General features: G+C 67.3%; 30 protein-coding genes. 12 read left to right on the top strand and 18 right to left on the bottom strand.

The window, feature by feature from the left end:
• From VNF71_01650 to VNF71_01675, 6 genes are all read right to left on the bottom strand, one after another.
• Positions 1–196: zf-HC2 domain-containing protein (locus tag VNF71_01650; GenBank protein ID HVA73255.1), on the bottom strand; the 196-nt coding region annotated here is incomplete at its 3' end.
• On the bottom strand, positions 189–770 hold the full coding sequence (locus VNF71_01655; GenBank protein ID HVA73256.1) for a sigma-70 family RNA polymerase sigma factor: 582 nt from the start codon (positions 768–770) through the stop codon (positions 189–191). The genes VNF71_01650 and VNF71_01655, both read right to left, overlap by 8 nt.
• 97 nt (positions 771–867) lie before the next feature.
• Positions 868–1,542, bottom strand: a complete 675-nt coding sequence (locus VNF71_01660; protein ID HVA73257.1) for a hypothetical protein — start codon at positions 1,540–1,542, stop codon at positions 868–870.
• 137 nt (positions 1,543–1,679) lie between these two features.
• On the bottom strand, positions 1,680–3,308 hold the full coding sequence (locus VNF71_01665) for a hypothetical protein (protein ID HVA73258.1): 1,629 nt from the start codon (positions 3,306–3,308) through the stop codon (positions 1,680–1,682).
• 43 nt (positions 3,309–3,351) lie between these two features.
• On the bottom strand, positions 3,352–3,945 hold the full coding sequence (locus tag VNF71_01670) for a DoxX family protein (GenBank protein HVA73259.1): 594 nt from the start codon (positions 3,943–3,945) through the stop codon (positions 3,352–3,354).
• Positions 3,942–4,889, bottom strand: a complete 948-nt coding sequence (locus VNF71_01675) for a sterol desaturase family protein (GenBank protein ID HVA73260.1) — start codon at positions 4,887–4,889, stop codon at positions 3,942–3,944. The genes VNF71_01670 and VNF71_01675 overlap by 4 nt, the downstream gene beginning before the upstream one ends.
• Positions 4,890–4,894: 5 nt before the next feature.
• Here VNF71_01675 and VNF71_01680 point away from each other — a divergent pair, with 5 nt between their 5' ends.
• From VNF71_01680 to VNF71_01695, 4 genes are read left to right on the top strand one after another with little or no spacing between them, the layout of a single operon-like run.
• Positions 4,895–5,761 (top strand): Zn-ribbon domain-containing OB-fold protein, encoded by an 867-nt coding sequence (locus VNF71_01680; GenBank protein ID HVA73261.1) that lies wholly within the window; start codon positions 4,895–4,897, stop codon positions 5,759–5,761.
• Positions 5,758–6,906 carry a hypothetical protein gene (locus tag VNF71_01685; GenBank protein ID HVA73262.1) on the top strand — a complete coding sequence of 383 codons (1,149 nt, stop codon included), beginning with the start codon at positions 5,758–5,760 and terminating at the stop codon, positions 6,904–6,906. Before VNF71_01680 ends, VNF71_01685 begins: the two co-directional genes overlap by 4 nt.
• A 34-nt stretch (positions 6,907–6,940) precedes the next feature.
• Complete coding sequence (locus VNF71_01690; GenBank protein HVA73263.1) at positions 6,941–8,188, top strand: acyl-CoA dehydrogenase family protein; 1,248 nt, start codon at positions 6,941–6,943, stop codon at positions 8,186–8,188.
• Between the two features lie 5 nt (positions 8,189–8,193).
• Entirely contained in the window at positions 8,194–9,153 is a 960-nt protein-coding gene (locus VNF71_01695) for an SDR family oxidoreductase (GenBank protein ID HVA73264.1), read from the top strand.
• Here VNF71_01695 and VNF71_01700 read toward each other — a convergent pair.
• Positions 9,099–9,863, bottom strand: a complete 765-nt coding sequence (locus VNF71_01700; GenBank protein ID HVA73265.1) for an FAD:protein FMN transferase — start codon at positions 9,861–9,863, stop codon at positions 9,099–9,101. The two genes, VNF71_01695 and VNF71_01700, sit on opposite strands and share 55 nt — an antisense overlap.
• Positions 9,863–10,096, bottom strand: a complete 234-nt coding sequence (locus tag VNF71_01705) for an FMN-binding protein (protein ID HVA73266.1) — start codon at positions 10,094–10,096, stop codon at positions 9,863–9,865. Before VNF71_01705 ends, VNF71_01700 begins: the two co-directional genes overlap by 1 nt.
• Here VNF71_01705 and VNF71_01710 point away from each other — a divergent pair.
• Complete coding sequence (locus VNF71_01710) at positions 10,095–10,331, top strand: hypothetical protein (protein ID HVA73267.1); 237 nt, start codon at positions 10,095–10,097, stop codon at positions 10,329–10,331. The genes VNF71_01705 and VNF71_01710 overlap by 2 nt on opposite strands.
• Before the next feature lie 28 nt (positions 10,332–10,359).
• Here the strand turns inward: VNF71_01710 and VNF71_01715 are convergent, their stop codons facing one another.
• The gene (locus VNF71_01715) at positions 10,360–11,751 is read right to left on the bottom strand and encodes a ferredoxin reductase family protein (protein HVA73268.1); all 1,392 of its coding nucleotides are present in this window, start codon (positions 11,749–11,751) and stop codon (positions 10,360–10,362) included.
• Between the two features lie 429 nt (positions 11,752–12,180).
• Between VNF71_01715 and VNF71_01720 the strand changes: the two genes are divergently transcribed.
• Positions 12,181–12,798 carry a hypothetical protein gene (locus VNF71_01720; GenBank protein HVA73269.1) on the top strand — a complete coding sequence of 206 codons (618 nt, stop codon included), beginning with the start codon at positions 12,181–12,183 and terminating at the stop codon, positions 12,796–12,798.
• Between the two features lies 1 nt (position 12,799).
• Here the strand turns inward: VNF71_01720 and VNF71_01725 are convergent, their stop codons facing one another.
• The 3 genes from VNF71_01725 to VNF71_01735 form a co-directional block, all read right to left on the bottom strand.
• Positions 12,800–13,618, bottom strand: a complete 819-nt coding sequence (locus VNF71_01725; GenBank protein ID HVA73270.1) for a hypothetical protein — start codon at positions 13,616–13,618, stop codon at positions 12,800–12,802.
• Between the two features lie 195 nt (positions 13,619–13,813).
• Positions 13,814–14,503: a class I SAM-dependent methyltransferase gene (locus VNF71_01730; GenBank protein HVA73271.1), complete on the bottom strand. Its 690-nt coding sequence runs from the start codon at positions 14,501–14,503 to the stop codon at positions 13,814–13,816.
• Positions 14,504–14,537: 34 nt separating this feature from the next.
• Positions 14,538–14,855 (bottom strand): cupin domain-containing protein, encoded by a 318-nt coding sequence (locus VNF71_01735; protein ID HVA73272.1) that lies wholly within the window; start codon positions 14,853–14,855, stop codon positions 14,538–14,540.
• A 149-nt stretch (positions 14,856–15,004) separates the two neighbouring features.
• Here VNF71_01735 and VNF71_01740 point away from each other — a divergent pair, with 149 nt between their 5' ends.
• Positions 15,005–15,832 (top strand): hypothetical protein, encoded by an 828-nt coding sequence (locus tag VNF71_01740; GenBank protein ID HVA73273.1) that lies wholly within the window; start codon positions 15,005–15,007, stop codon positions 15,830–15,832.
• A gap of 325 nt (positions 15,833–16,157) precedes the next feature.
• Here VNF71_01740 and VNF71_01745 read toward each other — a convergent pair whose 3' ends face one another.
• Positions 16,158–16,361, bottom strand: coding sequence for a hypothetical protein (locus VNF71_01745; protein ID HVA73274.1), 204 nt, complete (start codon positions 16,359–16,361; stop codon positions 16,158–16,160).
• Between the two features lie 4 nt (positions 16,362–16,365).
• Positions 16,366–17,610, bottom strand: coding sequence for an amidohydrolase family protein (locus VNF71_01750; protein ID HVA73275.1), 1,245 nt, complete (start codon positions 17,608–17,610; stop codon positions 16,366–16,368).
• Between the two features lie 98 nt (positions 17,611–17,708).
• Between VNF71_01750 and VNF71_01755 the strand changes: the two genes are divergently transcribed.
• Together VNF71_01755 and VNF71_01760 are read left to right on the top strand one after the other, a co-directional pair.
• Positions 17,709–17,885, top strand: a complete 177-nt coding sequence (locus tag VNF71_01755) for a hypothetical protein (GenBank protein ID HVA73276.1) — start codon at positions 17,709–17,711, stop codon at positions 17,883–17,885.
• On the top strand, positions 17,882–18,553 hold the full coding sequence (locus tag VNF71_01760; GenBank protein ID HVA73277.1) for a class I SAM-dependent methyltransferase: 672 nt from the start codon (positions 17,882–17,884) through the stop codon (positions 18,551–18,553). The genes VNF71_01755 and VNF71_01760 overlap by 4 nt, the downstream gene beginning before the upstream one ends.
• Here the strand turns inward: VNF71_01760 and VNF71_01765 are convergent.
• The gene (locus VNF71_01765; protein ID HVA73278.1) at positions 18,516–19,481 is read right to left on the bottom strand and encodes a DUF4115 domain-containing protein; all 966 of its coding nucleotides are present in this window, start codon (positions 19,479–19,481) and stop codon (positions 18,516–18,518) included. The two genes, VNF71_01760 and VNF71_01765, sit on opposite strands and share 38 nt — an antisense overlap.
• A 130-nt stretch (positions 19,482–19,611) precedes the next feature.
• Entirely contained in the window at positions 19,612–19,887 is a 276-nt protein-coding gene (locus VNF71_01770) for a hypothetical protein (GenBank protein HVA73279.1), read from the bottom strand.
• Here VNF71_01770 and VNF71_01775 point away from each other — a divergent pair.
• Both VNF71_01775 and VNF71_01780 read left to right on the top strand, forming a co-directional pair.
• Positions 19,849–20,145, top strand: coding sequence for a SpoIIE family protein phosphatase (locus VNF71_01775; protein ID HVA73280.1), 297 nt, complete (start codon positions 19,849–19,851; stop codon positions 20,143–20,145). The two genes, VNF71_01770 and VNF71_01775, sit on opposite strands and share 39 nt — an antisense overlap.
• A gap of 12 nt (positions 20,146–20,157) precedes the next feature.
• Positions 20,158–21,438, top strand: a complete 1,281-nt coding sequence (locus VNF71_01780) for an ATP-binding protein (GenBank protein HVA73281.1) — start codon at positions 20,158–20,160, stop codon at positions 21,436–21,438.
• A 12-nt stretch (positions 21,439–21,450) separates the two neighbouring features.
• On the opposite strand, the gene VNF71_01785 is transcribed toward VNF71_01780, so the two are convergent.
• Positions 21,451–22,119, bottom strand: a complete 669-nt coding sequence (locus VNF71_01785; GenBank protein HVA73282.1) for a class I SAM-dependent methyltransferase — start codon at positions 22,117–22,119, stop codon at positions 21,451–21,453.
• A 184-nt stretch (positions 22,120–22,303) separates the two neighbouring features.
• On the opposite strand from VNF71_01785, the gene VNF71_01790 reads away from it, so the two are divergent.
• Complete coding sequence (locus tag VNF71_01790) at positions 22,304–23,587, top strand: acetyl-CoA hydrolase/transferase C-terminal domain-containing protein (protein ID HVA73283.1); 1,284 nt, start codon at positions 22,304–22,306, stop codon at positions 23,585–23,587.
• Between the two features lie 3 nt (positions 23,588–23,590).
• On the opposite strand, the gene VNF71_01795 is transcribed toward VNF71_01790, so the two are convergent.
• Positions 23,591–24,502, bottom strand: a complete 912-nt coding sequence (locus VNF71_01795; protein ID HVA73284.1) for a universal stress protein — start codon at positions 24,500–24,502, stop codon at positions 23,591–23,593.
• Between the last annotated feature and the right edge of the window lie 6 nt (positions 24,503–24,508).

Here is a 24,508-nt window from a genome sequence, read left to right on the forward strand (position 1 = left end):
ACCCGAGTGGTGGCTCGGCATCGGGGATCAAATCGAGGAGTTGGTCACCGACTGCTCCGGTCTCGTCAACCTCGTAGCGGCACGCGGTGCAACTCGAGACGTGGGCGGACACTTGGCGGGCCACTGCAGGTTCGAGGATTCCAAGGGTGTATTCGGTGACGAGGATCCGAACTTGCGTGCAGTTCATCTCAGTCATGGGCCACCTCCGGCGAGGAGAGGCGTTCCCGAAGCCGGGTCATTGCAGTCCTGATCCTCGTCTTCGCGGTTCCGAGCGGGATCCCTTCTGCATCGGCGACTTCCTGTGCGGTCATCCGGTACATCCCGGCCATCACCAGTGCTCGGGCTTGTTCGGGCGGCAGCTGCCGGATGCACGAGCGGAGGTGAGCGTGCGCCTCGTTGCGAATGGCCACCTCTCCCGGCCCATCCTGGACCGGTCCGAGCAGGCGAATGAGGTCCGTAGGATCGACAGGGTCGGGCTTGCGCACTCGAAGCATGTCGACCGCCGCGTTCCTGGTGACAGTGGTGAGCCAGCCCCTGACGGTGCCGCGTCTCGAGTCGAACGTAGAGGACCGCTTCCAGGCTCGGATGAAGGCCTGCTGGGCCACATCCTCCGCGAGGACGGCATCGCCGACAACTGCAAGGGCCACCGCGTAGACGTGGGCTTGAAACCTCCGGACGAACGCGAGCTGAACGTCAGGTCCTCCCGCCGAGAAACCGGCGAGCAGGGCGTCATCCGTCATCCACTCCACAGGTAGCCCCACCCTCGTCACGCTCTGTATACGACTGATTGCGTACTGCGGATTGGGATGTACCTCGCCATACTTCCGGCTTGTCGTGTCCGCGCAGATTCAGTCGAGTTGCTGGCCGTCAGTAGGAGGGCAAGCCGGGGACGGTCGTGGGCGAGGTTGTTGGAGGGCTCGTCGCCGGCGGAGATGTGGCTGGGGGCTGGGTTGCCGGTGGCTGAGTCGCCGGAGTCTCCGCAGCGGGCGCTTTGGTCGTCGGGGGGCTGGTCGCGGGCGGACGGGTGCTGGAAGGCGACCCAGCCGGGCTGGCAGGGGCGGTGGTCCCCGGCGCTTCCGTCGAAGCCGCAACCGTCGCTAGTATCCACTTGCCTGCGCGGTCGACGACGTTCTGACCCGTCACCTGACCGGGCTGCTTGTCCGTCACGAACAAATAAAGGGGCAGGCCATTCCAGGTGACCTGCAACTGGTTGCCCCGTTGGAGCGTCCCGAGACCGGTGACTCCCGGGCCCGGCACCGGCGCTGTGTCCCCGGCAGGCAACAGCAGCGGCGGCCAGATCTTCAGGCACGCGGCGTCGCAGCCCGCGCCACCCGGTTCGTCGGCCGTATAGGTGTACAGGGCGAAGCCGGCTGCCGTTGTGAGAATCTGCCCATACCGCGGGTTGCTCATGATGACCACGATCGGCTTCGAGGCGCCGGTCTGGGTACCCCCACCGCTCGCAGACGCTGCGACCTTGTTGCCGCTGCTGCAAGCAGCAACAACCAGTCCTATCGACATCGCGAACGCGGCAACCGTCAGCATCCTCAGTCTTGACTGTCGAACCGCAGAATCGGCGCGACGGATCGTCGCCTGCAAAGCCATAGACCCTCCCTTACGTTGTTGCGTTCAATACGTGCGAGGGCCCGCGAGAGATTCCGCAATCGAACGAAACGCGGGTCTCATGTGTTGCTGCGATACGTGAGGAGTGCACCATCGACATGTACGAGCACCTTCCCGTCCAGTCCTCGGATTGCTGACGGGTCGGTGTCCGGATACAAGCCCAACTGGAGGCGGGATACTCTCGCTTTGACGAACTGGTCACCGAAGTACAACACCCAGGTCCGGGAGGCAACCCGGCTCTTGATTCCGCTCTCATCCAGCGTCAGGACCAGTCCCGCCGCGTACGGCCACAGTCCGCCTGATGCGATGTTCAACTCGACCGTTCGATCACTTCGCCTCACCACGCCGAGCACGGCCTCGTCGATTTTGGCGGTATCGGCGACAGTGCGGTGGCGGCCCCGAGCCGAACCGGCGTCGGCGGGCGGCCAGGGCCCTGATCCGATCGTGCGGTTCGCAGAAGGAAGCGCCAGGTCCGAAACCGTTGCTCCTGCCGACACGAACAGTGCCGCCACCAAGAGCCCCGAGGTCATCACGGAGCCGTGCGACCACCGGGCTGCTGCACCTCGGGCTGCCCGGAAAGGCCCCTCTCCGGGCAGCGCCGTACCGAAGCCGATCAATGCCACCAGGGGGACGACGGACAGCCACAGCGCGAAGTACAAGTAGACGGGCCCGTCACTGGCACTCAACGAGAGTGTCCCGAGCCCGCCGGTTACAACCGCACCGATCAGCAAGAAGATCGGTAGGTCGAGTCCACGGCGCGTGGCCAGCCGGACGGTGGCCCACGAAGCTATCGCCAACATGGCTGCCGCCGCGAGAAGCTCGACCGACCCGCGGTGGAGCGCGAGGACGTAGTCGTGGTTGCCGAAGGGCAGCACCGTCAGGGAATCTCCCGCGATGCCGACCAACTGGCGCGGGTTCACAGTCTGGTGGTTGCTCGTGAAGAAGTCCCACATCGAGGCGAGGTTGTTGGGATGATCCCGAAAGAGCTCGATCACCGGCGGGACCCACATTGCGGCAAAGGTGCTTGCGCCGATCCACGCCGCCGGCCCGAATCGTGCCGTCGGGCGGGCATGCGAGCGGCTCGACCGGATGACCCGTACGACCAAGGTCGCAGACAGCGCGACTACGACGACGGTTGTAGCGATGTGGGTCTGTATCTCGTAGGAACCGACGACTACGGCCCAGGCGGCCGACCCTATCGATCCCGACATAGCGACCGCCCACAGCAATAGGAACAGCAGCATCGGCATCACGACGAGGTAAGGATTCCACGGCTCACGCAGAGTTCCCACGCCGAGGGCCAAGGCGAACAGGTCGATCGCAACGGCACCCCAGAGCGCGGTTCGGGGTCCCGCGCGCCGCCACAACAGCCCGACCGATGCGAGCATCGCGGCCAGATTGATGGCCAACGCACCGACGTACAAGCCGGCGCCCGACGAGCCGAGCAGGTTGACGAACGGTGCGAGCAGGTAGAACATCGCCGGCCCGGGATGATGGAAACCGGTCCTGCTGTAAGGCCCGAGCAACTGGCTGAAAGCGGCCGCCCGTCGAGCTCCGAGAGCCACGAGCGCCTGGTCCCCGTAGAGCGTCACTTCCGGTCGATTGACCGCTACCCGGAGGATTTCGACGAGGGGAAATACAGCGACCGTCCCAAGCGCGGCGACACCGGTCCACCACCCGGTCGTCAATTGCTGAGCCGGGGTCGTGACGGCGGAGTCGGCGTCCTGCCGGTTACGAGGTAGCGAGTCGATCAGGGCGATTGTCGTACCCTTCGTCGCTGCCGATGGCTGACCGCTCTGATGCGACCAGGCGCCGGGAGGCGAGGCGCCTTTCCCAGGTCGCCCGCACGGCGGTGTCCAGGGAGAATTTGCCTGTGCCGAGCATCGCGACGACGAAAGCCAACGTTGCGAGCGCGAGGTTCAGCTCGTAGCCGCCGCCGGGGAGATTGGAGGCGATCCCGTTGGAGAAGGTGACGGTCAGCATCGCCATGGCCATGTCACCTGTGAGGCTCGCAGCAGCCAACCGTGCGAAGGTGCCGAGCCCGACAGCGGCGCCCCCGAAGCACTCGATGATCCCGCCGAGGACTGTGAAGAAAGTCGCCGGGTGGAGATGTGCAACTGTGCCGTAGAAGATCGATGCTCGATGGAGTCCGGGTCCTCCGAACGCACCGAAGAGGGTCGCGGTCCCGTGGTAGATGAAGATCCACGCGAGCGCTACACGGGCACCGAGCAGAGCTAGGTCTCTGGTGACGGGAGCCCCCTTAGCCTTGTCCGACCAGCCGTAGATCCTGCCGGCCCACCTGATCCATGCATCTACCACCGTCATCCCTCCAGTCCGCTTCGTAGCCGGAAAGGCTGCGACAACTGTTCGGCGACCAACGGCAGGAGCCTCCGACCCGGCGCCGCCTGCTCCACCGCTACCGGCCTGCCTTCGATCCCCGTCGGGACGGGAGTCGTGCTTCCCGGGAATGCAGCGGTTCGCGCCATGCGGTCCCAGACGGTGAGCACGAACCCGAAGTTGACTACCTGCTTACCGTCGACCGCGGAACTGGCGTGGTGGAGTCGATGGAACCCGGGACTGATCAGCACCCGACCGAGTGGCCCGTATTGCCAGGGCAGGTTGGCGTGCGAAACCGCCACCAGGCTGCCGTACACGACCAATGTGGCGGTAGGCACCGCCCCGTTCGCCTCGAGCACCACCGCGGGGATCAGCGCGGGTAGGTAGGAAGCGTGGGTCAGCGGGTGCGTCCTGAATGTCGTGAGGACGCTCATCTCCTCCTGCGAGTGATGGAGCGCATGAAACCGCCACAACGGTGACGACCGGTGGTTGCCCCAGTGCGCCACCCAGTTCATGGCGTCGATGCCGACGAGGATTATTGCGACCCCCATCGCCTTCGGCAGGAACGGCAGCCTCTCCAATACCAGAACGTGGGCGTAGCGGCCGACAGCCACCGCGAAGCCCGTGTTGAGCAAGGTCACCAGGGGTACGGCAGCCGCGTAGACGAAGAAGTATGCAGCGTCGACCATGTGGGCGCGAGCTCTCGCAGGGCGCGGGACCGCCGGCCACACCCGCTCGGCCATGAACGTCGTCACTACGACAGCTGTCAAGACGGGACCGACCATCTGGCTCTGGGCCGAGCTGAACGCCCGGAGTATCAGATGCGCCCGGGCGAGCTCTGCCAAACCCAGGAATAGGAGCCAGCCGGCAGCGGAGGTCAACAGGAGCGCCGCCAGCCATACCCCCCGGGCGCGGGTCGGTGGATCAGTCACCACCGGTGTCAGATCCGGCAGCTCGCGTTGGGGCGGCGCTGTCGCGGCTAGCACGGCTGATCGAAGATCAGTACGAGACCCCGCCGCCGCTGGGGGCGAGCGTGGGAGGCGTCGTGTTCGGAGCGTTCGCACCCGTCGAGTTGTTTGCAGCCCCCGGTGACTGGGCGGGCGCGGCCGGCGGGCTTGTCTTCGAGGACGAGCCGCAGGCGGCCAGGCCGGCCGAGACCGCCAAGCTCAAGCCTGCCGTCAACACCAGTTTGCGAACCTGCAAGCGCCGATCTGCCATGTCGTGTCCTTTCCCGTCCACCCGCGTGGGCAACGCCTGGCTCTACATACGTATGGCCGGAGCTGTGGAGATGGCGTGGAAGGCCGGCCGCGCTGCCGGCGCTGTCCGGTGGGTAGGCGGTTGCGCGCCGGCAGCTCGCGTGCCTAGAAAGCTGGATGTGCCCCCCGCTTCCGGCAAAGCAGCACCTCAGCCGACGCCCGAGACGGCCCCCTACTGGGAGGCAGCCAACAACCGCGAGCTGAAGATCCAGTACTGCAACTCCTGCTCGCGCCATTTCTTCTACCCGCGCATCGCCTGTCCGCGATGCGGCTCTGCTGACGTGACCTGGGTCAAAGCCTCGGGTCGCGCCAGGCTGCACACCTACCTGATCAACCACCGCCCGGCGTCCGGATTCGAAGAAGACGCGCCCTACGCCATCGCGGTCGTCGAGCTCGAAGAAGGACCCCGGATGATGACCAACATCGTCGGCGTCCCCAACACCCCCGAAGAGCTTCAACTCGACATGGCTCTCGAGGTGCGCTTCGAACCACGCGGCAAGGATGGCGAGCAACTCGTCCCCGTCTTCACACCGTCGACACAAGCATGACCGTCCGGGGGAAGTCGGCCATCGTCGGCGCCGCCGAATCCACCCGTATCGGCGTCGTCCCCGACATGTCCGCGCTCGAGCTGCACGCCGAATCGGCGCGGCTCGCGCTCGCCGACGCGGGCCTCTCCATCGCGGACGTCGACGGCGTCGCGTCAGCGGGGATATCTCCGATCGTCGTGGCCCATCACCTGGGGATCGAGCCGACGTGGCTGGACTTCACTTCGATCGGCGGCTGCAGCTTTCTCGTGCACGTCCGCCACGCTGCTGCCGCGATAGCGACGGGGCTCGCTGAAGTCGTGCTGATCACCCATGGAGAGTCCGGTCGCTCGCGCGTGGGCCAAGCGCGGCGCCAATCCGATCCCGCCTCACCGCAGGGCCAGTTCGAGGTCCCCTACGGGCCGGTGGGGCCACCGACCCTGTTCCCGATGGGCGTGCTTCGCTACATGAAGCAGTACGGGCTGACCCACGAGCAGCTCGCGAGCGTCGCCGTCGCCCAGCGGCGTTGGGCGGCCGACGTCCCGAGGGCGATGCACCGCGACCTCATCACCGTCGACGACGTCCTCGCGTCGCGGGTGATCGCGTACCCCATGCACCTGCTCGAGTGCTGCCTGGTCACCGACGGCGGCGGCGCGCTCGTCGTCACCTCCGCTGATCGCGCCCGCGCGACGCCCGGACCGAAACCTGCCGTCTACGTCCTGGGCACCGGCGAAGCCTCAGAGACGCCGATGGTCTCGATGATGGAGGACTTCACCTCCTCGGCCGCCTTCCGTAATTCCTCCGCGAAGGCATTCGCCGAGGCGGGGATCCGGCCCGCGGACGTAGACCACCTGATGGTCTACGACGCCTTCGCCCACCTTCCCATCTACGGGCTCGAGGACCTGGGATTCGTCGACCGGGGCGAAGCGGGCGCCTTCATCGAGGAAGGCAACACATCACCGGGTGGCAGCCTGCCGCTCAACACCAACGGCGGCGGCCTGTCCTACACCCACACCGGTATGTACGGAATGTTCCTCGTGCAGGAGTCGGTGCGCCAGCTGCGCAAGGAGGCTGCCAACCAGGTTCCCGGCGTCGAGGTCAGCGTGGCGCAAGGCGTCGGCGGGATGTTCATGTCGGCCGGAACTCTCGTGCTCGGGACCAGCATCTGATCTAGTAGTTGGGGAAGACTCAGGGGGAAAGACAATGGACGTCGATCTGGGACCGGAAATCGCAGAGTTCCGTTTGGAGATGCGCGATTGGATCGGCTCCAACTCGCCTGAAGGCCTCAACGAGCTCACCAACTGGGGTGGCCAGCAGGTCGCCGGCGGAAGGCGCGGTGTCGAGCGTCTCAAGCTTCTCGACCATCCGTTGCACAAAGAGTGGGAGTCGCGTCTTCAACTCGCCAAGTTGATCTGCCCACAGTGGCCGGAAGCCGTTGGAGGGCGAGGGTGGGACGGTGTCCGCGTCGCCGTGTGGTTCGAGGAGCTTCGCCGCCAGAACGTCCCACCGGTCAGGCGCGGGATGGGGGAGACGCTCGTCGGACCCGCGATCATCGTGCACGGCACGCCTGAGCAAAAGGCGCACTTCCTGCCGAGAATCGTCGAGGGGATCGACGTCTACTGCCAGGGCTATTCCGAACCGGACCATGGCTCGGACCTCGGCGCTGTCGAGACGCGCGGTGTCGTAGACGGCGACGAGCTCGTCATCACCGGGCAGAAGGTGTGGACCTCCGGCGCGCAGAGGGCGAACATGATCTTCGTCATCTGCCGCACTAACCCCGACGCCCCCAAGCACAAAGGGCTTTCGTACGTCCTCGTGCCGTTCTCACCGGAGAACGGGGTCACCGTCCGGCCGCTCCGGCAGATGTCGGGCGCGTCGGGGTTCTGCGAGGACTTCCTGGAAGGCGCGAGGGCACCTCTGTTCAACGTCATCGGCGGCCTCAACAACGGCTGGGCGCCGGCCATGACCACCCTCGGGTTCGAGCGCGGCGGCAATGCCACCACCGCTCACCTCGGCTTCGAGCAGGAGGTGTGGGACCTCATCGACCTGGCCCGCAAGAACGGCAGGATCTCCGATCCGCTCGTGCGCCAGCAGCTCGCCTGGTCGTATACCCAGGTGCAGATAATGCGCTACGCCGGCCTCCGGCTTCTCGCCGGCCTGGCGAAGGGCAAGGAGCCCGGCCCCGAGGCGTCGGTCAACAAGCTGTTCTGGAGCGAGTTCCACAAGCGCTTCGGCGAGATCGCCGTCGACGTAGTGGGCGCCGGCGCGATGATCCGCCCGGACGCCTCCGACGTTTCCGACCGGTCCGGGTACGTGACCGACGACTGGCAGGACATCTTCCTGTCCAGCCGCGCCGGCACCATCTACTCGGGCACCAGCCAGATCCAGAAGAACATCATCGGCGAGAGAGCGCTCGGCTTGCCCAAGGAGCCGAGCGCCGAGAGGAGGTAGACGCCATGACCGGTATCTGCGAGGGCCGCACCGTCATCGTGACCGGAGCGGGCCGGGGCCTCGGTCGCGAGCACGCGCTGGAACTGGCCCGCCAGGGTGCACGTGTCGTCGTCAACGACCTCGGCTCGGGCGTAGACGGCTCCGGCAGTTCGCACGGGCCCGCCGACGAGGTCGTGCAGGAGATCAAGGACATGGGCGGCGAAGCGTTCGTCAACTGGGACGACGTCTCCGACTGGGACGGAGCGCAACGTCTCATCCAATCAGCAATCGACACCTTCGGCGGCCTCGACGTCCTCGTCAACAACGCCGGCATCCTGCGGGACCGCATGCTCGTGAACATGACGCCCCAGGAGTGGGACGACGTCATACGAGTGCACCTGCGTGGCACCTTCGCTCCGACGCACTGGGCGGCGCAGTACTGGAGGGATCGCGCCAAGGAAGGTGAAAACAACGACGCCCGCGTCATCTGCACCAGTTCCTCCTCCGGAATCTACGGCAACGTCGGCCAGACCAACTACGGGGCCGCCAAGGCGGGGATCGCGTCGTTCACGATCATCGCCTCGATGGAGCTGGCCCGCTACGGCGTGACCGTCAACGCGATAGCTCCCGGAGCCCGCACCCGCATGACCGAGGAACTGGCTCGAGCGCGCGGAGTCCCGGAGCCCACGCCGGGGGACTGGGACCCGCGCGACCCGAGCAACGTAGCCCCGCTGATCGCTTGGCTGGCGAGCAGCGAGTCAGCGCACGTGACAGGCCGGGTGTTCAACCTCGCCGGCGGGCGCATAAGCGTCGCCGAGGGCTGGCACGCAGGCCCGGGCGCGGACAAAGGCGGTCGCTGGGACCCAGCGGAGCTGGGGCCGGTGGTCACGTCCATGGTCGACCAGGCAGCCCCGAATGCTCGCACCAACGGTCAGATCCCGGACCGTTCCGCGCCCGGTGCGAACTGCATGCCCGGCGTCGCGTAGTACCGCCCCGCATCCGTTACGAGGAACGCCTCGTAGCCCTCGGTCCGGTCGATGACGCCCAGCAGCGCCTCGCCGGCCACCGCGAGTGCGGTGGCGAGGGCGTCGGTCATCCCGAGGTCGGGGCCGGTGACGGTCGCTGAGGCTGCAACACGGGCGGTGCGGCCGGTGGACGGGTCGACGAGCTGTCCCGGTCGTTCGTAGTCGCCCGAGGTCGCGATGGCCCCGGTCACCTCCGCGACAGCCGCGTAGCGGTCGGGCTGGGCGGGATGCCTCACCGCGATCCTCCAAGGGTGACCCTCGGGTGAACCGGCCACAGCGATGTCGCCGCCGGCGTTGACCATCACGGTCCTGCATCCGGCACCCGTGAGCTCGCGCAGCGCCCGATCCGCCGCCCAGCCCTTGACCAATCCGCTCGGGTCGGGCCCGCCGGGCATCGCCCACGGATCGAATGCGCCTCCGGTGAGCTCCCGCGCGAGCCTGCACTGCTCGAGGACCTCGACGATCAGGCGGGCGTCCGCCGGTTCGAAGTCTTCGAGTTCAGCCGTACCCGCCCGCAACAACGACATCGGGCTCTCCGGGTTCCACGTCGAGAAGATCCGGTCGGCCTCATGGAGCGCGCACACGGCGGCGGCGACACCCTCCGGGGGCAGGGGATCCGGGCTCGTGATGCCGACCACCGTCCCCATCACGGGCTCGAGGTGCGTGTTCATCAGGCGATCCCGAGCTTCGTCAGGGCGTTGGCTACCGCGTCCACGAACGCCTGAGAGGTGAACGTCGCGCCGGAGACGCCGTTGATGTTCGTCGAGCCGGCACTGATGACCTGCCGTTCGAGCTGCGGGATGGCGTAATGGTCGATGCTCACCGAGCGGCCATCGGTCTCGTTGAGCGTCGCCATGGTGATGCTGTCGATCTTGTTTCCCTTGACCGTCACGGTGACGGCCATGTCGCCGTATGGGAAGGTCTGGTCGGCGCTGGTGGCCGTCCGGCTGGCCGACGCCGTGGTCGGGGTGTTTGACGAGGACGACCCGCTGGTCGCGGTGCTCGACGTACTGCTCGGGCTGGTGGTGCTCGTACCCCCGGACGCCGAAGCCGACGGTATGGTCAGATGGGTGCTCTGCGTGTGGAAGGCCAGAACCCCGGCAACGCCCGCGGCGGTTCCTCCTAGAACGAGCTGGTAACGGCGCATCGGCAGGTCTTTCTCCTCAACTAGAACTCAAACGACTCGGCGTGGATGGCCTCCGGTCCCACCCCGAGGGCGCCCGCCGCCCTCGCCACCCCTGACGAGAACCCGGCCGGACCGCACAGGAACACCTCGCGGGTGGCGATGTCCGGCACCACGTGATGCAGGTAGGCGGGGTCGTCGAGGCGGTGCTCGAAGCGCCGGCCGACGAGCTCGACCATGCGGCCCCGTCGGCCGGCCACCATCGACGCCAGCTCGCCGTTGTGCACCAAATCCTCACGTGTTGACGCCCTCTGCACCACGACCACGTCGACACCCGACGGCATGTCTTCGAGCAGCGCCCGAAGCGGCGTGACCCCGACCCCGGCGCCGATCAGTGCCACCTTGAGGCGGGTTCGGGCTTCGTCGGTGAACACGCCGTAGGGTCCCTCCACCGCGACCTTCGTTCCGGGCCTCAAACGGGTGATCGCCGCTGTCGTGTCGCCGGCCGCCTTGATGGTCACCCGCATGTACGGCGGCTGTGGCATGGCCGAAAGGCTGAACGGGTGGGCGTGCCACCACATGCCTCGCACAAGGAACCGCCATCCGAAGTACTGGCCGCCTGCGACTGCCAGCCGGTCGAGGTGCCGGCCGCGCACCACTAGCGAGTACACGCCCGGGCCTTCGACGTTGACGTGCACGATCTCGAGCCGGTGGTAGAGGCTGCGGGCGATCGGCAACATCAACCGGTAAACGACGACGACGCCCGCTGTCGCCAGCCACAACAGTGTCCACAGGCTCTGCGCAAGCGGGTGCCCGACCAGCGACTTACCGTCGATGATCTGGTGCGGTACCGAGAACGCGAGCGCGAGGTATGTGTAGAGGTGGATGACCCACCACGTGTCGTAACTGAGTCGCCGGCGCACCGCGCGGATCGACACACCGGCAATCGCCATCATCATCACGTACGACACGACGGCGGCAAAGATCCATGTCATGGTCATGATGAGCGAGCCGGCGCCGGACCAGAAACCGATATGCCCGGCCTGCGCGTAACCCAGCGTCGTCAGCACGGCGTGCGCGCTGAGGAGGAGCAGCGGAGCGCTCGAAAGCCGCCGGTGCAATCGGATCAGTCGGTCCTGCCCCATCACCCGCTCGAGAGCGGGAATCCTCGCCGCCAGGAGGACCATGATCAGAAGTAGGTAGGTTCCGGCCATCGCGGTCACGTCGCCGGCAAGAGTCGCCAGTCCGCCGGCGGCCGTAACCGCCTTGATCGATGCCTGGCTGATCGGCAGCGCCATCGAGGCGCCCAGCCCCACCGCTCCCGCCACCAACACCGCGTCAGCGACACCCCTGCGAGGCCGCCTGCGTTCCACCGCCCGACTTGGGGGCCCGACCGCGCGCGTCGGTACCACCGGTGCCTCCTCGACAACAGTCATGTAGCCAAGGTTCGGGCATCCACCTGACCGGAGGCTGTGATTCGCCTCTGAATTTCCTCAGAATGCGCCGCTCTGACCAGCCGGCAGTCGGGCCTGAAGTCGGAGGGAACTCCCAGCGTTGCCGGACCGAACTCTGCGCCTGTCCTTTCAGACTTGTCCTCGACCGGTGACAGATCCGGCCCCCCAAAGAAAGGACCATGAAATGTCCGCACTCGACAAGATCCGCAGCAAGCCGAGGCTCTGGGCGTCCGCAGCCCTGGTTACCGTCGGACTCACCTCCGGGGCGATCCTCGGGTCGACGTTCACCGCCGGCGCCTCGACCACATCGGGTACCACGAATAACAGCGCATCGAGCGGCAGCTCATCGGCCAGCGGGTCGGGCCCGGCCGGCACGTCGGGGAGCGGGGTGCCGCGGCCGCGCTCGTGCTGGTGCCTCGGGTCGAGGGCGCTGCCGTCGCCGCGCTCGTCACCGTGGCGGCCCTCGGCGGGCCGGCCGCGTACGCGCTGTCGACCGCGGCAACTCCCCACACTGGCGCCATCCCGTCGGCGGGCCCGAACGTCGCCGGTGGACGCGGTCCGGGCGGTGCCGGCGGTCAGTTCGCGCCGCCCCGCAACGCCGCCGGCCCAGGCAACAACGCGGGCGGCGTCGGCGGCCTCCTCAACGGTTCCACCTCCAACCCCGCGCTCACCGCAGCCTTGCGCGCCGACGCGTCGAAGTACACCTGGGTGGCCGCGACGGTCGGCGCGAACCAGGCCGCCGGCTACCAACTCGCCTCAGGCGACCCCGTCATGTCGATCGGCGGATTCAACGGCACGGACCCGTGGCCCACCCTCTCGCTGTTCGAGAAGTACGTCTCTGAAGGGAAGATCCACTACTTCATCGCCGGCGGTGGCAGCGGGACCCGTGGCGGGCCTCGCGGCGCGGGAGGCCCGCAGGTGAGCAGTGACTCATCGGCAATCACCGCCTGGGTGGAGTCCCATTCCAGCGCCGTGACGATCGGTGGAGTGACCGTCTACGACCTCACGCAACCGGCGACGGCCGGCTGAGTCAGCGCCGGCGGGCGGCCTGCCTTCTCGCGATCTTGCTGCCACGCACGGTCTTGTGCTGGGTGCGCGCCCGTTCGGCCGCCTGCAGCCTCCGTTCCTTGGCACGCCGGCGCAGTACCGGTCCCGAAACGGCGACCAACAACACCAGCGCGACGATCACCCAGTAGACGACCGATTCGGTGACCGGCCGCGTCGTCGTCACCAGGCTGAACCCGGGGAGCACGGCGCGCAAGTGCTCGTACTCGCTATGCGCAAACGACACAGCCTCGTTTTCGATCGCCTGCTTCGATCCGGGGACCCCGATGAACTCCGTCGCCTGCGCGTGGTCGACCTGGAACGCCACGACGACCACAGGGGGGTTCGTGAGAGTCGACGGCGTGAAGAACGCTGCCGAAGCACCCGGTATCGATGGCACGGCGACGGAGCCGGCGTAGGTGTACGACGCCGATTTCAAGCTCCCTGTGCTGAGGTAGGTGCTCTTGGCCTCGGACTGCACCTTGGCCGCGTCAGCAGCGGTTGGCAGCACCGAGACGACCAGACTGACGGCGTTGCTGCCTCCGCCGGTCGAGTCGGACCATTCGATCGAGTAGGTGCCGGTCGAGTGCGGCGAGCGCTTCCCGGCGGCCTTCACGGCAGCGAACTGGCTGGACGACGCAGGCACCGTGTTCGCTGCGGCGGGCTTGGGGTTGAACCCGGCCGGCGGTTTGGTCACCACGAGGCGCGAAAGGCGGCCTGTCTCGACCTTGTCGACGCTCACGAAAGCCAAGTACACGGCGGCGGCCGCTGCCAGGAACACGGCGATTCCCGTGCCAATCCTCACCCGAGACGATCCCACGTCGGGTCATTCCAGCATGCCGTCAGTCGCCCGTCTCGTCGCCTCTGTCGAGCGGGCTGGGACCCGCACGTCGCGACCTGTTGGTTCTCCACCTCCGTCGCTGGGGAGCCGGCGGGGCAGGGCTCCAGTGCCTATCCGCCCCGTCGTGTGTGGCCCAAGGTGTGAAACGAATCCCTTCTGTCAGGGTTTGGTGCCGAGGACCCAGCGGTGGCGGAGGTGCCTCATGATCGAGACCTCCACGCCGAGGGGCTCGAGCGTTCTGCGAATCGCGCTGTCGGGCAGGCGAGCTCCGCGCCAGGATGAACTCAGGGTGTGACGCCTGGCGACAGCGTGAGCCAGATGCCCCGACCAGTCCAGCGCGCGCCCTCGCAACGAGCAGTCGCGTACCTGGATCGCCATCCGCCCGCCCGGCTTGAGCACCCGGACGGACTCGCGCAGGTAGGTGAGTTGAGCCCGCCGGCTCGGCACGTGCTGCAAGGTTATGTAGGAGAACACCAGGTCCACCGACTCGTCGGGGATCGCCGACATGCTCCCGTCGCCGGGAACCAGTTGGTGCTCGACGTTGGATGTGCCATCGAGATTTGCCTCGCAACGACGGAGCATCTCGGCGCTCACGTCCACTGCGATGACACGCTCGGCGAGTTGCGAAAGCCTTCGCGTCATCCGCCCCACACCGCAGCCGATCTCCAGGGTCGTCTCGTGGCGCTGCAATCCGATGCCGCATAGGGCGAGTAGAGCGTCGGTCTCCTCCGCTCCTTGCCGGAAGAAGTCGTCGGTCTCGGACGTGTGCCCGGTCGCGATGTACCACGCCGGGTTCGACAGGGCCGCCCTGTCCCAAAACCTGCGGGACGCGTCCCGAGTAGTTCTCATGCGGCTCCCTCAGGCGCCTATCTCGAGCTCAACCTTACGTCCGTCCCGCCGGCCCTTCTACGTTGATCGTGGGGGTGCCCTGCCCCGCACGAACCACGATGAGGTGGCTCTCCTGATCCCCCGGGTTTCCTTCGCGGTGGATCGCATGCTTGGGGACGTGCAGGAAGTCGCCGGCGACCGCCTCGACGACTTCGGAACCGCCGGGACCGGACTCCATGCGCAGAGTTCCCTGTGCGATATATATGGAGGTCTCGTACTCGCCGTGGTGATGCCACCCCGACGTCATGCCAGGGGCGGTCCGCACCAGGCCGGCCCACAGGCCATCGACCTCGATCGCCTTTTCGCGGATCATGCCGGGGGAGGGATCTGCCTCGGTACGTTCTTCCGGTTTCACACGCCGAACTGGATCCGATGTCGCCATGGGCCCCAGTCTGCCCCTCGAACGGCGACCGCTCTTCTACTTTGACCACCACCCCCTAGAACCGGAGGGAGGCTCCACCCATCCGCTACCCAGACACTCGCAAGAGCGACACCGTCGACGACTACCAGGGCGAGGCAGTCCCGGACCCGTATCGTTGGCTCGAGAACCCCGACGATCCCGAGACCGTGGCCTGGCTCGATCAGCAGCGCCGGTTCACCGACTCGTTCCTCGCCCGGGCTTCCGGACGGCAGGCCCTGAGAGCCAGGATCACCGAGCTCACCGACTACCCGCGCGCGAGTGCGCCGTTCGAGCGGGGCGGGAGGTGGTTCCAGACCCGCAACACCGGCCTTCAGGATCAGTCGGTCCTCTACGTGAGCGACCTGCCCGCCGGCGAGGGCCGCGTGCTCATCGATCCCAACCGGCTCTCCGAGGACGGGACCGTAGCCCTCACCCACCTGTCGGTCAGCCCCGACGGGTCGCTCGCTGCCTACGCCGTGAGCGAGGCAGGATCCGACTGGCTGAATTGGCGCGTCCGGGACACCGCTACCGGCGAAGACCTGCCCGGCGTGGTCCGCTGGTCGAAGTTCTGCGTCGCGGCGTGGCGCCACGACCTGTCCGGCTTCTACTACTCAGGCCTGCAACCGCCGTCCGGCCATTCATGGCCACGCGCACGGGGCTCACCGAGAGGGGTCACTCCCGGGGGCACACAGGTGCGGAACGTGGCGCTGCCCGTGATCCGCCGCTCGTATCAGGCGTTCTGCCTGGACCACCGACCCGGTCGACGGTACGCCGGCGAGGACCGCGAACGGCTCGCTCTTTTTCCGACTGATCGAGTTGCTGCCCGGCATCAGGCGAAACGGCGGCCCGGCGGCTCAGGTCCAGCACGACCAGATGGTCGTCGTCGCTAAGGCGGACCCGGGGAATCTCCCGCTTGTCGTAGAGCTCCACTTCCACCTGGGATCCCAGCTCCGCCCACCGACCCAGGGTCAGGGCAGCGGCGAAGCCCCAGGTGGACACGGGCACGTGCGCGTCCAGCGACAGCGCCTCTCCGTTGGAGGTAAGGGCGTCGACGACGAGCCCGCCCGGCTTGCTCTCCATGAAGACGATTCGGCAGTGCATGCTCGACAGCATGAGCCTCGGCTGGCGGCAGGTCATCGCCCTGCAGGAGGTTTGTCCCCTTGGTCCGGGGGTGGACCCGGAAGACAGGCCCTCGTCCTCGAGATGTAGAGGGACCTACAACCGCAGCACCGTCCCCACCGGCGCGACACGGCCGATTCGGGGCAGGGAATCCTGCACCACGCCGGCGAGCACGCGCGGCGCCTCGGCAATGCGGGCTGTCAGGGCCTCCACCGGCTCGGGTTCTGGGATGACGCCGTTGGCGTAATCCGTCAGGTAGCCGACGGCGGCGAGGGGAAGTTGGGCCTCGCCGGCCAGCACCGCCTCAGCGTGCGAGACCGGTGCCGGCCGACCCGATCATGTCGAGGAAGTTGTCACAGTAAAAACGCCGGCGGACGTCTTCGGACGCGTCGCCGAGCGATGCCTCGAACCGCTCGATCGGCCTGCGCCCCCCTTCCACATGGGGGTAGTCCGAGGAGAACATGCAGACCTCCGGTCCCGATTCGCTGATTATCCAGCCGACATCCTCGGTCGGGTAGGGCGTCACCCGGACCTGCCGGCGCACGTACTCCGACGGTCTGAGCGACAACGTCCTCAGCCGCTGCTCGTGCTTGGCGAACGCCTCCACTGCGGATTCCATCTGGTGCATCCAGGACGGCAGCCATATCGCGCCTTGCTCGATTACGCCCAGGCGCAGATCGGGAAAGCGCTCCAGCACCCCATCGAAGATCATCGTCGCGAGCGTCTGCATCGGCGGGTGGGGGATCGCCATGTAGTCGACGGAGCGGAAGTTCTCCTCGCCACCGTGGAAGTCGGGGGGCACCGGTAGGCCGTTGCGAAAGTAGTTGGCGTCGACGAGGTTGCCGGTGCCGCCCACGTGGAAGACGATGGGGATTCCTGCGTCCTGCGCGATCGCCCACAGCGGGTCGAGATCGATGTGGCTCGGCGAGTGGCCTGCCGGGCATCCGGAAGCGATGAGAAGGGCGGCCGCCCCGTCATGGACAGCACCATGCGCGATCTCGACTGCCTCCCCGAAATCCGCCAATGGAACGTAAGCCGTCGCCAGCAACCTCGGGTCCGCGGCGCAGAACTCGAGCATGGCCCGGTTGTGGGCTCGGGCCGTCCCGTAGGCGAGCCCGGTGTCGCCCGAGTGCTCCCAGTCGTAGAGGCGCCTGTTGTGGAAAGTGTTGAACACCAGCTGGCTCGAGAACCCGAGAAGGTCGAGTGCCCTGCCGCGGTCCTCGGCGAGAAACGACCCTGTCGCCGCGAAATTCTTCCTCAACATGATCTGCTCGGCTTCGTCCGCCCGGTACTCAGACGAACGGTGGCTGGCCGCGAGACGCTCGAACGCGGCGACGAGATCCCGCTGCTGCTCGGTGGGGTCACCGGTCTGGCGGAGCTCATTGCCGCCGGGGTAGCGCAACGGGGGGATCCGATCCCGTATGGCTGGGTCGGCGTGGTCGCGCAGCCAGTTAGGCGTCTCCATCACGTGAGCATCGGCATCGTGGACTATCCGGCCTTCCACCGCGTTGTAGGCCGGGGTTCCCGGGTGGGGTCGAACTGCTGTCACGGGCGCGATTCTCGCGCGCTCCGCGACCGCCGTTCTCAGCCGATCGGCTGCCGCCACTGCACAACCGTAATGCCTGGGACCCGGTCTAGGTTTGGGGTATGAGGATCGAGACCCGGTCGCTTGCTGCATCGAACCCGGCTGTGTACTCGGAGCTCTGGTGGGGCAATCTGCTCAGCGGTCTGCGCATCGACCTCCGCCATGCCGATCGTGACGAGGTGCGCGAGCTCCTGGAGCAGGCATGGCGGCGCAAGGCCCCCAAGAAGCTGCTGGTGTGAGCAACCGCTCTACCTGGGAGTACTACGACCTTCGCTCCCTCCAACGACCACCCGGCATCGACAACGCGGTCGCCTACTGGCAGGGCCTAGGCGTTCCCTGCACCAGTGGCGACGTCGCAGCCGAGGCTGCGGAAGTCGAGAAGTTGCTCCGGTCCCTGCCGCCAGCGACCTTCCTGGACGTCGGGTGCGGGCCGGGGACCTTCACCGGGATGCTGGCCGGGAGGGGAGTCGCCCTGGACCAGAGCGCCAACGCGGTCGCGCGCGTCGCCAGGGATCATGAGCACGCTGTCCCGATTCGGGGGGACGCGATGGCGCTGCCGTTCGCGGCCGGGTCGTTTGACCGCGCCCTGGTTTCGCACCTGTACGGCCTCCTGCTTCCCGATGAGGCCGGCGTCCTGATGGACGAGACGCTCAGGATTGCACCCGAGGTGCTGATCCTCGACGCCGGCCGCCCCGACGGGGTTGCATCCGAGGAGTGGCAGGACCGCACGCTTCCCGACGGGAGCGCGCACCGGGTCTTCCGCCGCCATTTCAAAGCGAGCGAGCTCACTTCGGAGGTGGGCGGGCAGGCCGTCTTCGCCGGGTCGTTCTACGTGATGGTCCTTGCCGGGGTCGAGGTGGCCGGGGCAGTCAGCCGGTGCTCGGGGCGGTGGCGCTCTCCACGGTGACCTCGTAGGGGGTCGCCGTCGGCGGCAGCGGGATTGCCGTCCCGTCGACCACGACGTTCAACCCCGCGGGGTTGCCGATCCGCAGCCAGAGTCCCGGGAGGGCGCCGAACGACTTCCTGTCGCCGGGCGCAAGGAGCCCCTCGAACACGATCGGGCCCGTGGTCGATCCTGTGCGCAGCTCGACCCAGCATCGCTGGACCGCGACGAGGCCCAGGTCGACCGGGCCCGAGCCGACCTCGTACGCGGCCGAGTAGGCGGTCGATCCCGATGCGAGCGGCACGGGTTGGGCCGGCACTTGCACTGGATGCCGCGCGGTTGCCGCCTTCGGCGCGTGCACGGCGGCGGGGATCTTCGGAGAAGCCGCCTGATGCACCGGCGCGCCGCCCCCGGATCGGAACGCCATCGTGGCGATCACCGCGACGAGGGCGGAGGCGGCGGCCACCGCTACCATGCGAAGCGCGGGCGACCTGAGTGAAGGGACCGCGGGCAGACGCCGCCGTCGTGCACCAGGCAGAGCGCCGACCGCCGGCGCGGGAGCCGTCTCGGGGGCCGCAGCCGGCCCCAGATTCTTCCTCGCAGCTGCCGACCGGGTCTCAGCCGCCCCGGGCACCGCCGCCCCGGCCACAGACTCGTCGACGAACATCAGCTTCCGCCCCCCCGCCGGCGGTGACACCATGGGCAGCGTCGCCCCCGGCTTTCGCTTCCCGCCCCCCGCCGGCGACAACTGCTGGAAGCGAAGCTGAGCCCCGGGGAGAACCTTCACATGGGTCTCGGCCGCGGCCGCCGAACCGCCGGCCATGTGCTGGAGGTGCTCGAGAGTCGTGTGATAGGTCTGGACCGAGCGTGCATCCCGGTAGGCGGACTTCCAGTGGGCGGCGACGACCAATGCAGCAGCAGCTGCGAGGAGAAGGACGATCAGTGCCGGCACGGCGGAGCCGCCTCCTGGGCAGCCACCTGTTGTACAACGCGCGCTGGTTTGATCAGCAGTGCGGCTGGTTCCGCTCTCGATGCAACCCCTCGGCTCATCCACTATTGGCAATACCTCGCCGGCGGATTTTTTAACCACAGCCCAGCCGGACCAGCGCTATGTCCACTTCCTCCCCCCCCACGGTGTAGACATTCCGGGTGTGACAACGGTGCCGGAGGGTGCCGAGGCGGAGACCGGTCCGGCCGCTACGACCGGTCCGGCAGCTGGTGAGCGAAGCCGAGGCGCTGCGCTTCCTGCCGCAGAAGGCGATGCTGCGGTTCTCCAACTTGATGCTCTGCGAGGAGGAGAACCGCTCGATCGAGCGGTTCTGCACGGCGGTGGTTGCGGTGGTCCGTCGGGGCGGCATGGCGCAGGTCGCCTTCGCCTCGGCGGGGCACCCCCCCCGGCGATGGTGCGCCGCGCCAGCGGTATCGTCGAGGAGTTGCCGGCGACGGGTATCACGCTCGGTGTCGTCGACGACCTAGGCGGAAAGGCGCAGAGGTTGACGCTGGAGAAAGGCGACTTGATGGTGATGCACACCGATGGTCTGACGGAGGTGCGCGACTCAGCCGGGACGTTCTACGGCGAGGAACGGCCGGCAGGCGTCATCGAGCGGGACAAATGACGGACGCGACGCCTGCCACCCGCTCCGTCCCGGCGGCTACCGCCGGTTGCCCGGAGTGCGCGCGACGCGCGGCGGTTCCTCGAGGAGTCTCTGCCGGGCGTCGACGGGGACACGGTCTACATCGCCCAGCTGCTGACGAGTGAGTTGGTGACCAACGCGGTCCTCCACGCCGGAACGGAGATCGAGCTCAGAGTGTGGGCGATGGGTGGCCGGGTGCACGTCCGTGTCCTCGACGAGGTTGCCACCCGTTTGCCGATCCCTCACGAGCAGGCCGCTGAGGCTGGCACCGGGCGCGGGCTGCACATGGTCGAGCATCTCTCAGCAGCTTGCGGTGTCGAGGTCTCTCCTGGGGGAAAGACGGTGTGGTTCGAGTTGTGGCCCAGCGAGACCGACTTGAAGCCTGGCGCGACCTGGACGGTTCCCGGCCCCGCTGCGGGCCAGGGAGTAACCGTGACTCTGGTAGATGTGCCGGTCGGTCTTTCTCTCGCGGCGCAGCGTCATCGTGCGGCTCTGCTGCGCGAGGCACGCCTGATTGTCATGTCGGGACGCAGCACCGTAGGTGTGCGAACCTCCGATATTCGCGACGTCGCCGGGCTCAACGACATGCTCGATTCCGCCCTGAGCCGGGCGATGTCACGGGATCCGACCGCGTCGACGCTGTCGCTCAAGGTCGACATGCCTCGTGGCTGCGGCCCCGTGGCACTCCGTCTTTCGGAAGTGATCGACGTGTTGAACGGCGCAGCCCGGTCCGGCCAGCTGTTGACTCGTCCGTCCCTGCCCGAGGTGCGCAGTTTCCGCATGTGGATGTTGAGCGAGGTCGCCAACCAGCTGGACGGGCGACCCCCGTCGCGGTGGGTCGGCCAGCACAGCCTCACGCACCGTGCTGCCCCGGAGGATCGCACGGAATACGACCCCGCCGACGTCCACGCCCGCGCAGTCCCGGCGGTGGCAGCCGATGACGACAACTCCATACTGGCGGTCAACGAAGCAGCCGTGGCGTTGCTGGGATGGAAACCCGAGGATCTCATCGGCGAGAGGGTCACGGTCATCATCCCGCCGGAGTGGAGGGAACGCCACGTCGCCGGGTTCACGAACTTCCTGCTGACGGGAGAGGCCACCATCATCGGAAAGTCGACCCTCGTGCCCGCCTTGCACCGGGATGGCACGACGGTCGACGTGTTCCTCAAGATCGACGTCGAGCAGTCCCGCAACGGGCGAACGGTGCTCGTGGCGGAGTTGGAACCCGCGGCGTCGGATACCGGCCTGGCCGAGCTGGCGGAGCGGGCGTCTTAAAGGGGTACCTCTTTAGGAGCCGGCAGGCCTCGCGAACCGGAACAGGACCTTCTCCTGGTGGTAGTAGTCGAGCCACTGCAGGAGGTCCTTCTTATGCTCGTGGCCGCCGCGGTGCGCAGACACGGGAACGAACCGCAGTCTCAGTCTCGCGACCGAGACATCGAACCCTGCGCCTTCGAACGTCGAGGCGACGGCGTCGAGGTCGTACATCGGAGGAAGGTCGAGTGCCGACGAGTTCTCGTCGTGCCAAGCCCGCATGAGCGCGCTTCCGGCGTGCATGCCCATCACTGCGTAATAGGGAGCCCCCGGCTTCAACGCTTGGAACACGGTCGCGGCGTGCTCGTGCATGTCTCTTATGAGGTAGAGCACCTCGTGGCTGAACGCCGTGTCGAAACCGTTCCAACCTTTGGGGATGCTTGACGCGGCCTCGAAGTTGAGCGGCCTGGCGCCGGTGAGCCGGCGAGCGTCTTCGACGGCGGTCTGCGCCGGGTCGTAACCGAACCCCTCGGCGATGCCGGCCCGGTCGACCAGCATCCTCAGGAACCCTCCCCGATTGCACCCGGCGTCGAGCACTCGTGCTCCGGTGAGGTCGATGTCGATCGTGTCGAGCATCGCCTGCCATATGAAGCCGTGCTCGTCTTGCATCGCCTCGTCCTCGGACGCCGATCTCCAGTAGCCCATGGCTGCAAGCTAGAGGCCCCGGCGGTCAGGTGGCCGGCACCGGTAGCGCGTCACGCCGGCGGAGGAGGTACCTCCTCAGCTCGTCAGCACCCCAGACGACAAGAGAAATCATCCTGACGGGGCGACGGCAGCTTTTAGGGGCCTTGTTCATTTTCGGGCAAGGGAATCTGGCTACCGTGGCCGGATGCCAACAGGTGACGCTCCGAGCGAGGGCCGCCCGGAAGACGTTCTTCGTCACGTCGTACCAGGCGCCGACATCGTCGTCCCACTCGCCAACGGTGAGCCCCCGACACTGCTCGACGCCCTAGAGGCGCAGCAGGCGTCTCTTGAAGGCGTTCGGATACACCAAATGCACGCCTTGGTCGAACGGGCCTACATCAGGGGCGAGTTCGGTGACCGCCTGCGTCACGTCAGCTACTTCCTCTCTCCAGCGACGAGGAAGGCCTACTGGGAGGGCGGGTGCGACCTCGTGCCGAGCCACTTCTCGGAAGTCCCCGCCCTCCTCAGGGCCGCCACGCGCCTCTCGCTGGTGATCGCACGGGCGTCACTCCCGGACCGGCACGGTTTCTTCAGCCTGGGGACCAACGCCGACTACACCGCGAGCTTTATCGGTCAGGCCCCGTTCTTCCTGGAAGTCGACCCGGCCATGCCGCGCACCTACGGTGACAACCAGCTGCACGGCAGCCAGGTCGTCGGGTGGTGTCGCGGCGCCCACGGATTAGCCGACGTTGCCCCAGCGGAGCCTTCCCCCGAGGACAGGAAGATCGGCGAGTTCGTGGCGGAGCGCATCGCCGACGAGTCGACGCTGCAGGTGGGGATCGGGTCGATCTCGGCGGGCGTGCTGGCGTCACTCGCTGGTCACAAGCATCTTGGGATCCACACGGAACTGCTGTCCGACGGCGTCATGGACCTCATCGAGTCGGGGGTGGTGACCGGGGCTGCGAAGCGGCTGCGGCGCAACAAGATCGTCGCCACGTTCTGTCTCGGGAGCACCAGGCTCTATGAATGGTTGAACGAGAACGCGGCCGTCGAGTTGCTCCCAGTCGACTGGGTCAACAACCCCCGCGTGATCGGCCAGGAGCCTCGATTCGTGTCGGTCAACTCGACCACCGAGGTGGACCTGTTCGGCCAGTGCGCGTCGGAGACGATCGGCGGTCGCTACTGGTCGGGAAGCGGGGGTCAGGCAGACTTCGCGAGGGGCGCCATGTACAGCGACGGTGGTCAGGCCTTCATCGTGCTTCGTTCGCTCACCCATGACGGGCGCAGCCGCATCCGGTCCCGACTGAGTGAGGGCTCGGTCGTGACCACCTTGAAGAACACGGTGGACCACGTCGTAACCGAGTGGGGAGTCGCGGAACTGCGAGGCCGCTCCCTGGCACAGAGAGCCAGGGCGCTGATCGGCATCGCGCACCCTTCCGTCAGGGACGTGCTGGAGTCCGAGGCTCGTCAGATCGGGTTGCTGCGGTAGGCGTCATGTCACCGGTACTACTACTACCGGCACGTTGGAGCGGTGGGTGCAGGAGTGGCTGACCGAGCCGAGCACCAGCTCCAACGTCGGTCCGAGGCCCCGCCGGCCCACCACGAGCATGTCGGCTTGCTCGGACCGCTCGACCAGGACATCGGCTGCGGCTCCTTCGACCGCCGTCAACTTCACGGTGAGACCGTGGAGGTCCAGACGATCGACCGTCTGGGCGAGGACATCGTCAGCGGCCTTCTTGAGCACCTGATCGATCGGGGTGCTCAAGTCGGTGCCCGTCGGGAAGAACGGCGCGGTCCACGTCCAAGCGGTCACGACCTCCAGGAGTGAGTCGCTCCTCTTGGCTTCTTCTGCAGCCCAGCGAACCGCTGCGTCTGCACCGCTCGAGCCGTCGGTGCCCGTGACGATGTGCCCAACCCGCGGGCGGACAGGGGCACGGTGTTTCCCAGTCGGGACGATGACGACGGGTTTGGGGCAGTGATGTGACAGAGCATGGCTCGTCGACCCCAGGAACAGGTCGCCGGCAGTGCTGCGGCCCCGGGATCCGACCACCACCAGGTCGACCCCCGGCTCCCGGGCGAGGTCACGCAATACGTTGTACGGCATCCCCTCGGCCACCCTGAGGTCCGCCGTGTCGGGATCTCCTCCCGTCTCGGCGAGGGTCTCTCTCAGCATCTTCTGCCCGTCCTCGACCATCTCGTCCGTCGGGAGCGGCACGAAGTAAGGCGCGCTGTAGGCGAACACCGGGATGTGCCACGCGTACACCGCGATGAGCCCTGCACCTCTGATCCGGCTCTCCGTGAGAGCCCACTCGAGAGCGTGACGGTTCCCCTCGGATCCGTCGACCCCTACCAGGACTTGGCTGCTCCCGTCCGAGCGTTCCATAGCCTCCTGTACCTCCTCCATACCGAT

The sequence above is a fragment of the Acidimicrobiales bacterium genome (assembly GCA_035533095.1).
Lineage (GTDB): Bacteria > Actinomycetota > Acidimicrobiia > Acidimicrobiales > Palsa-688 > DATLUM01.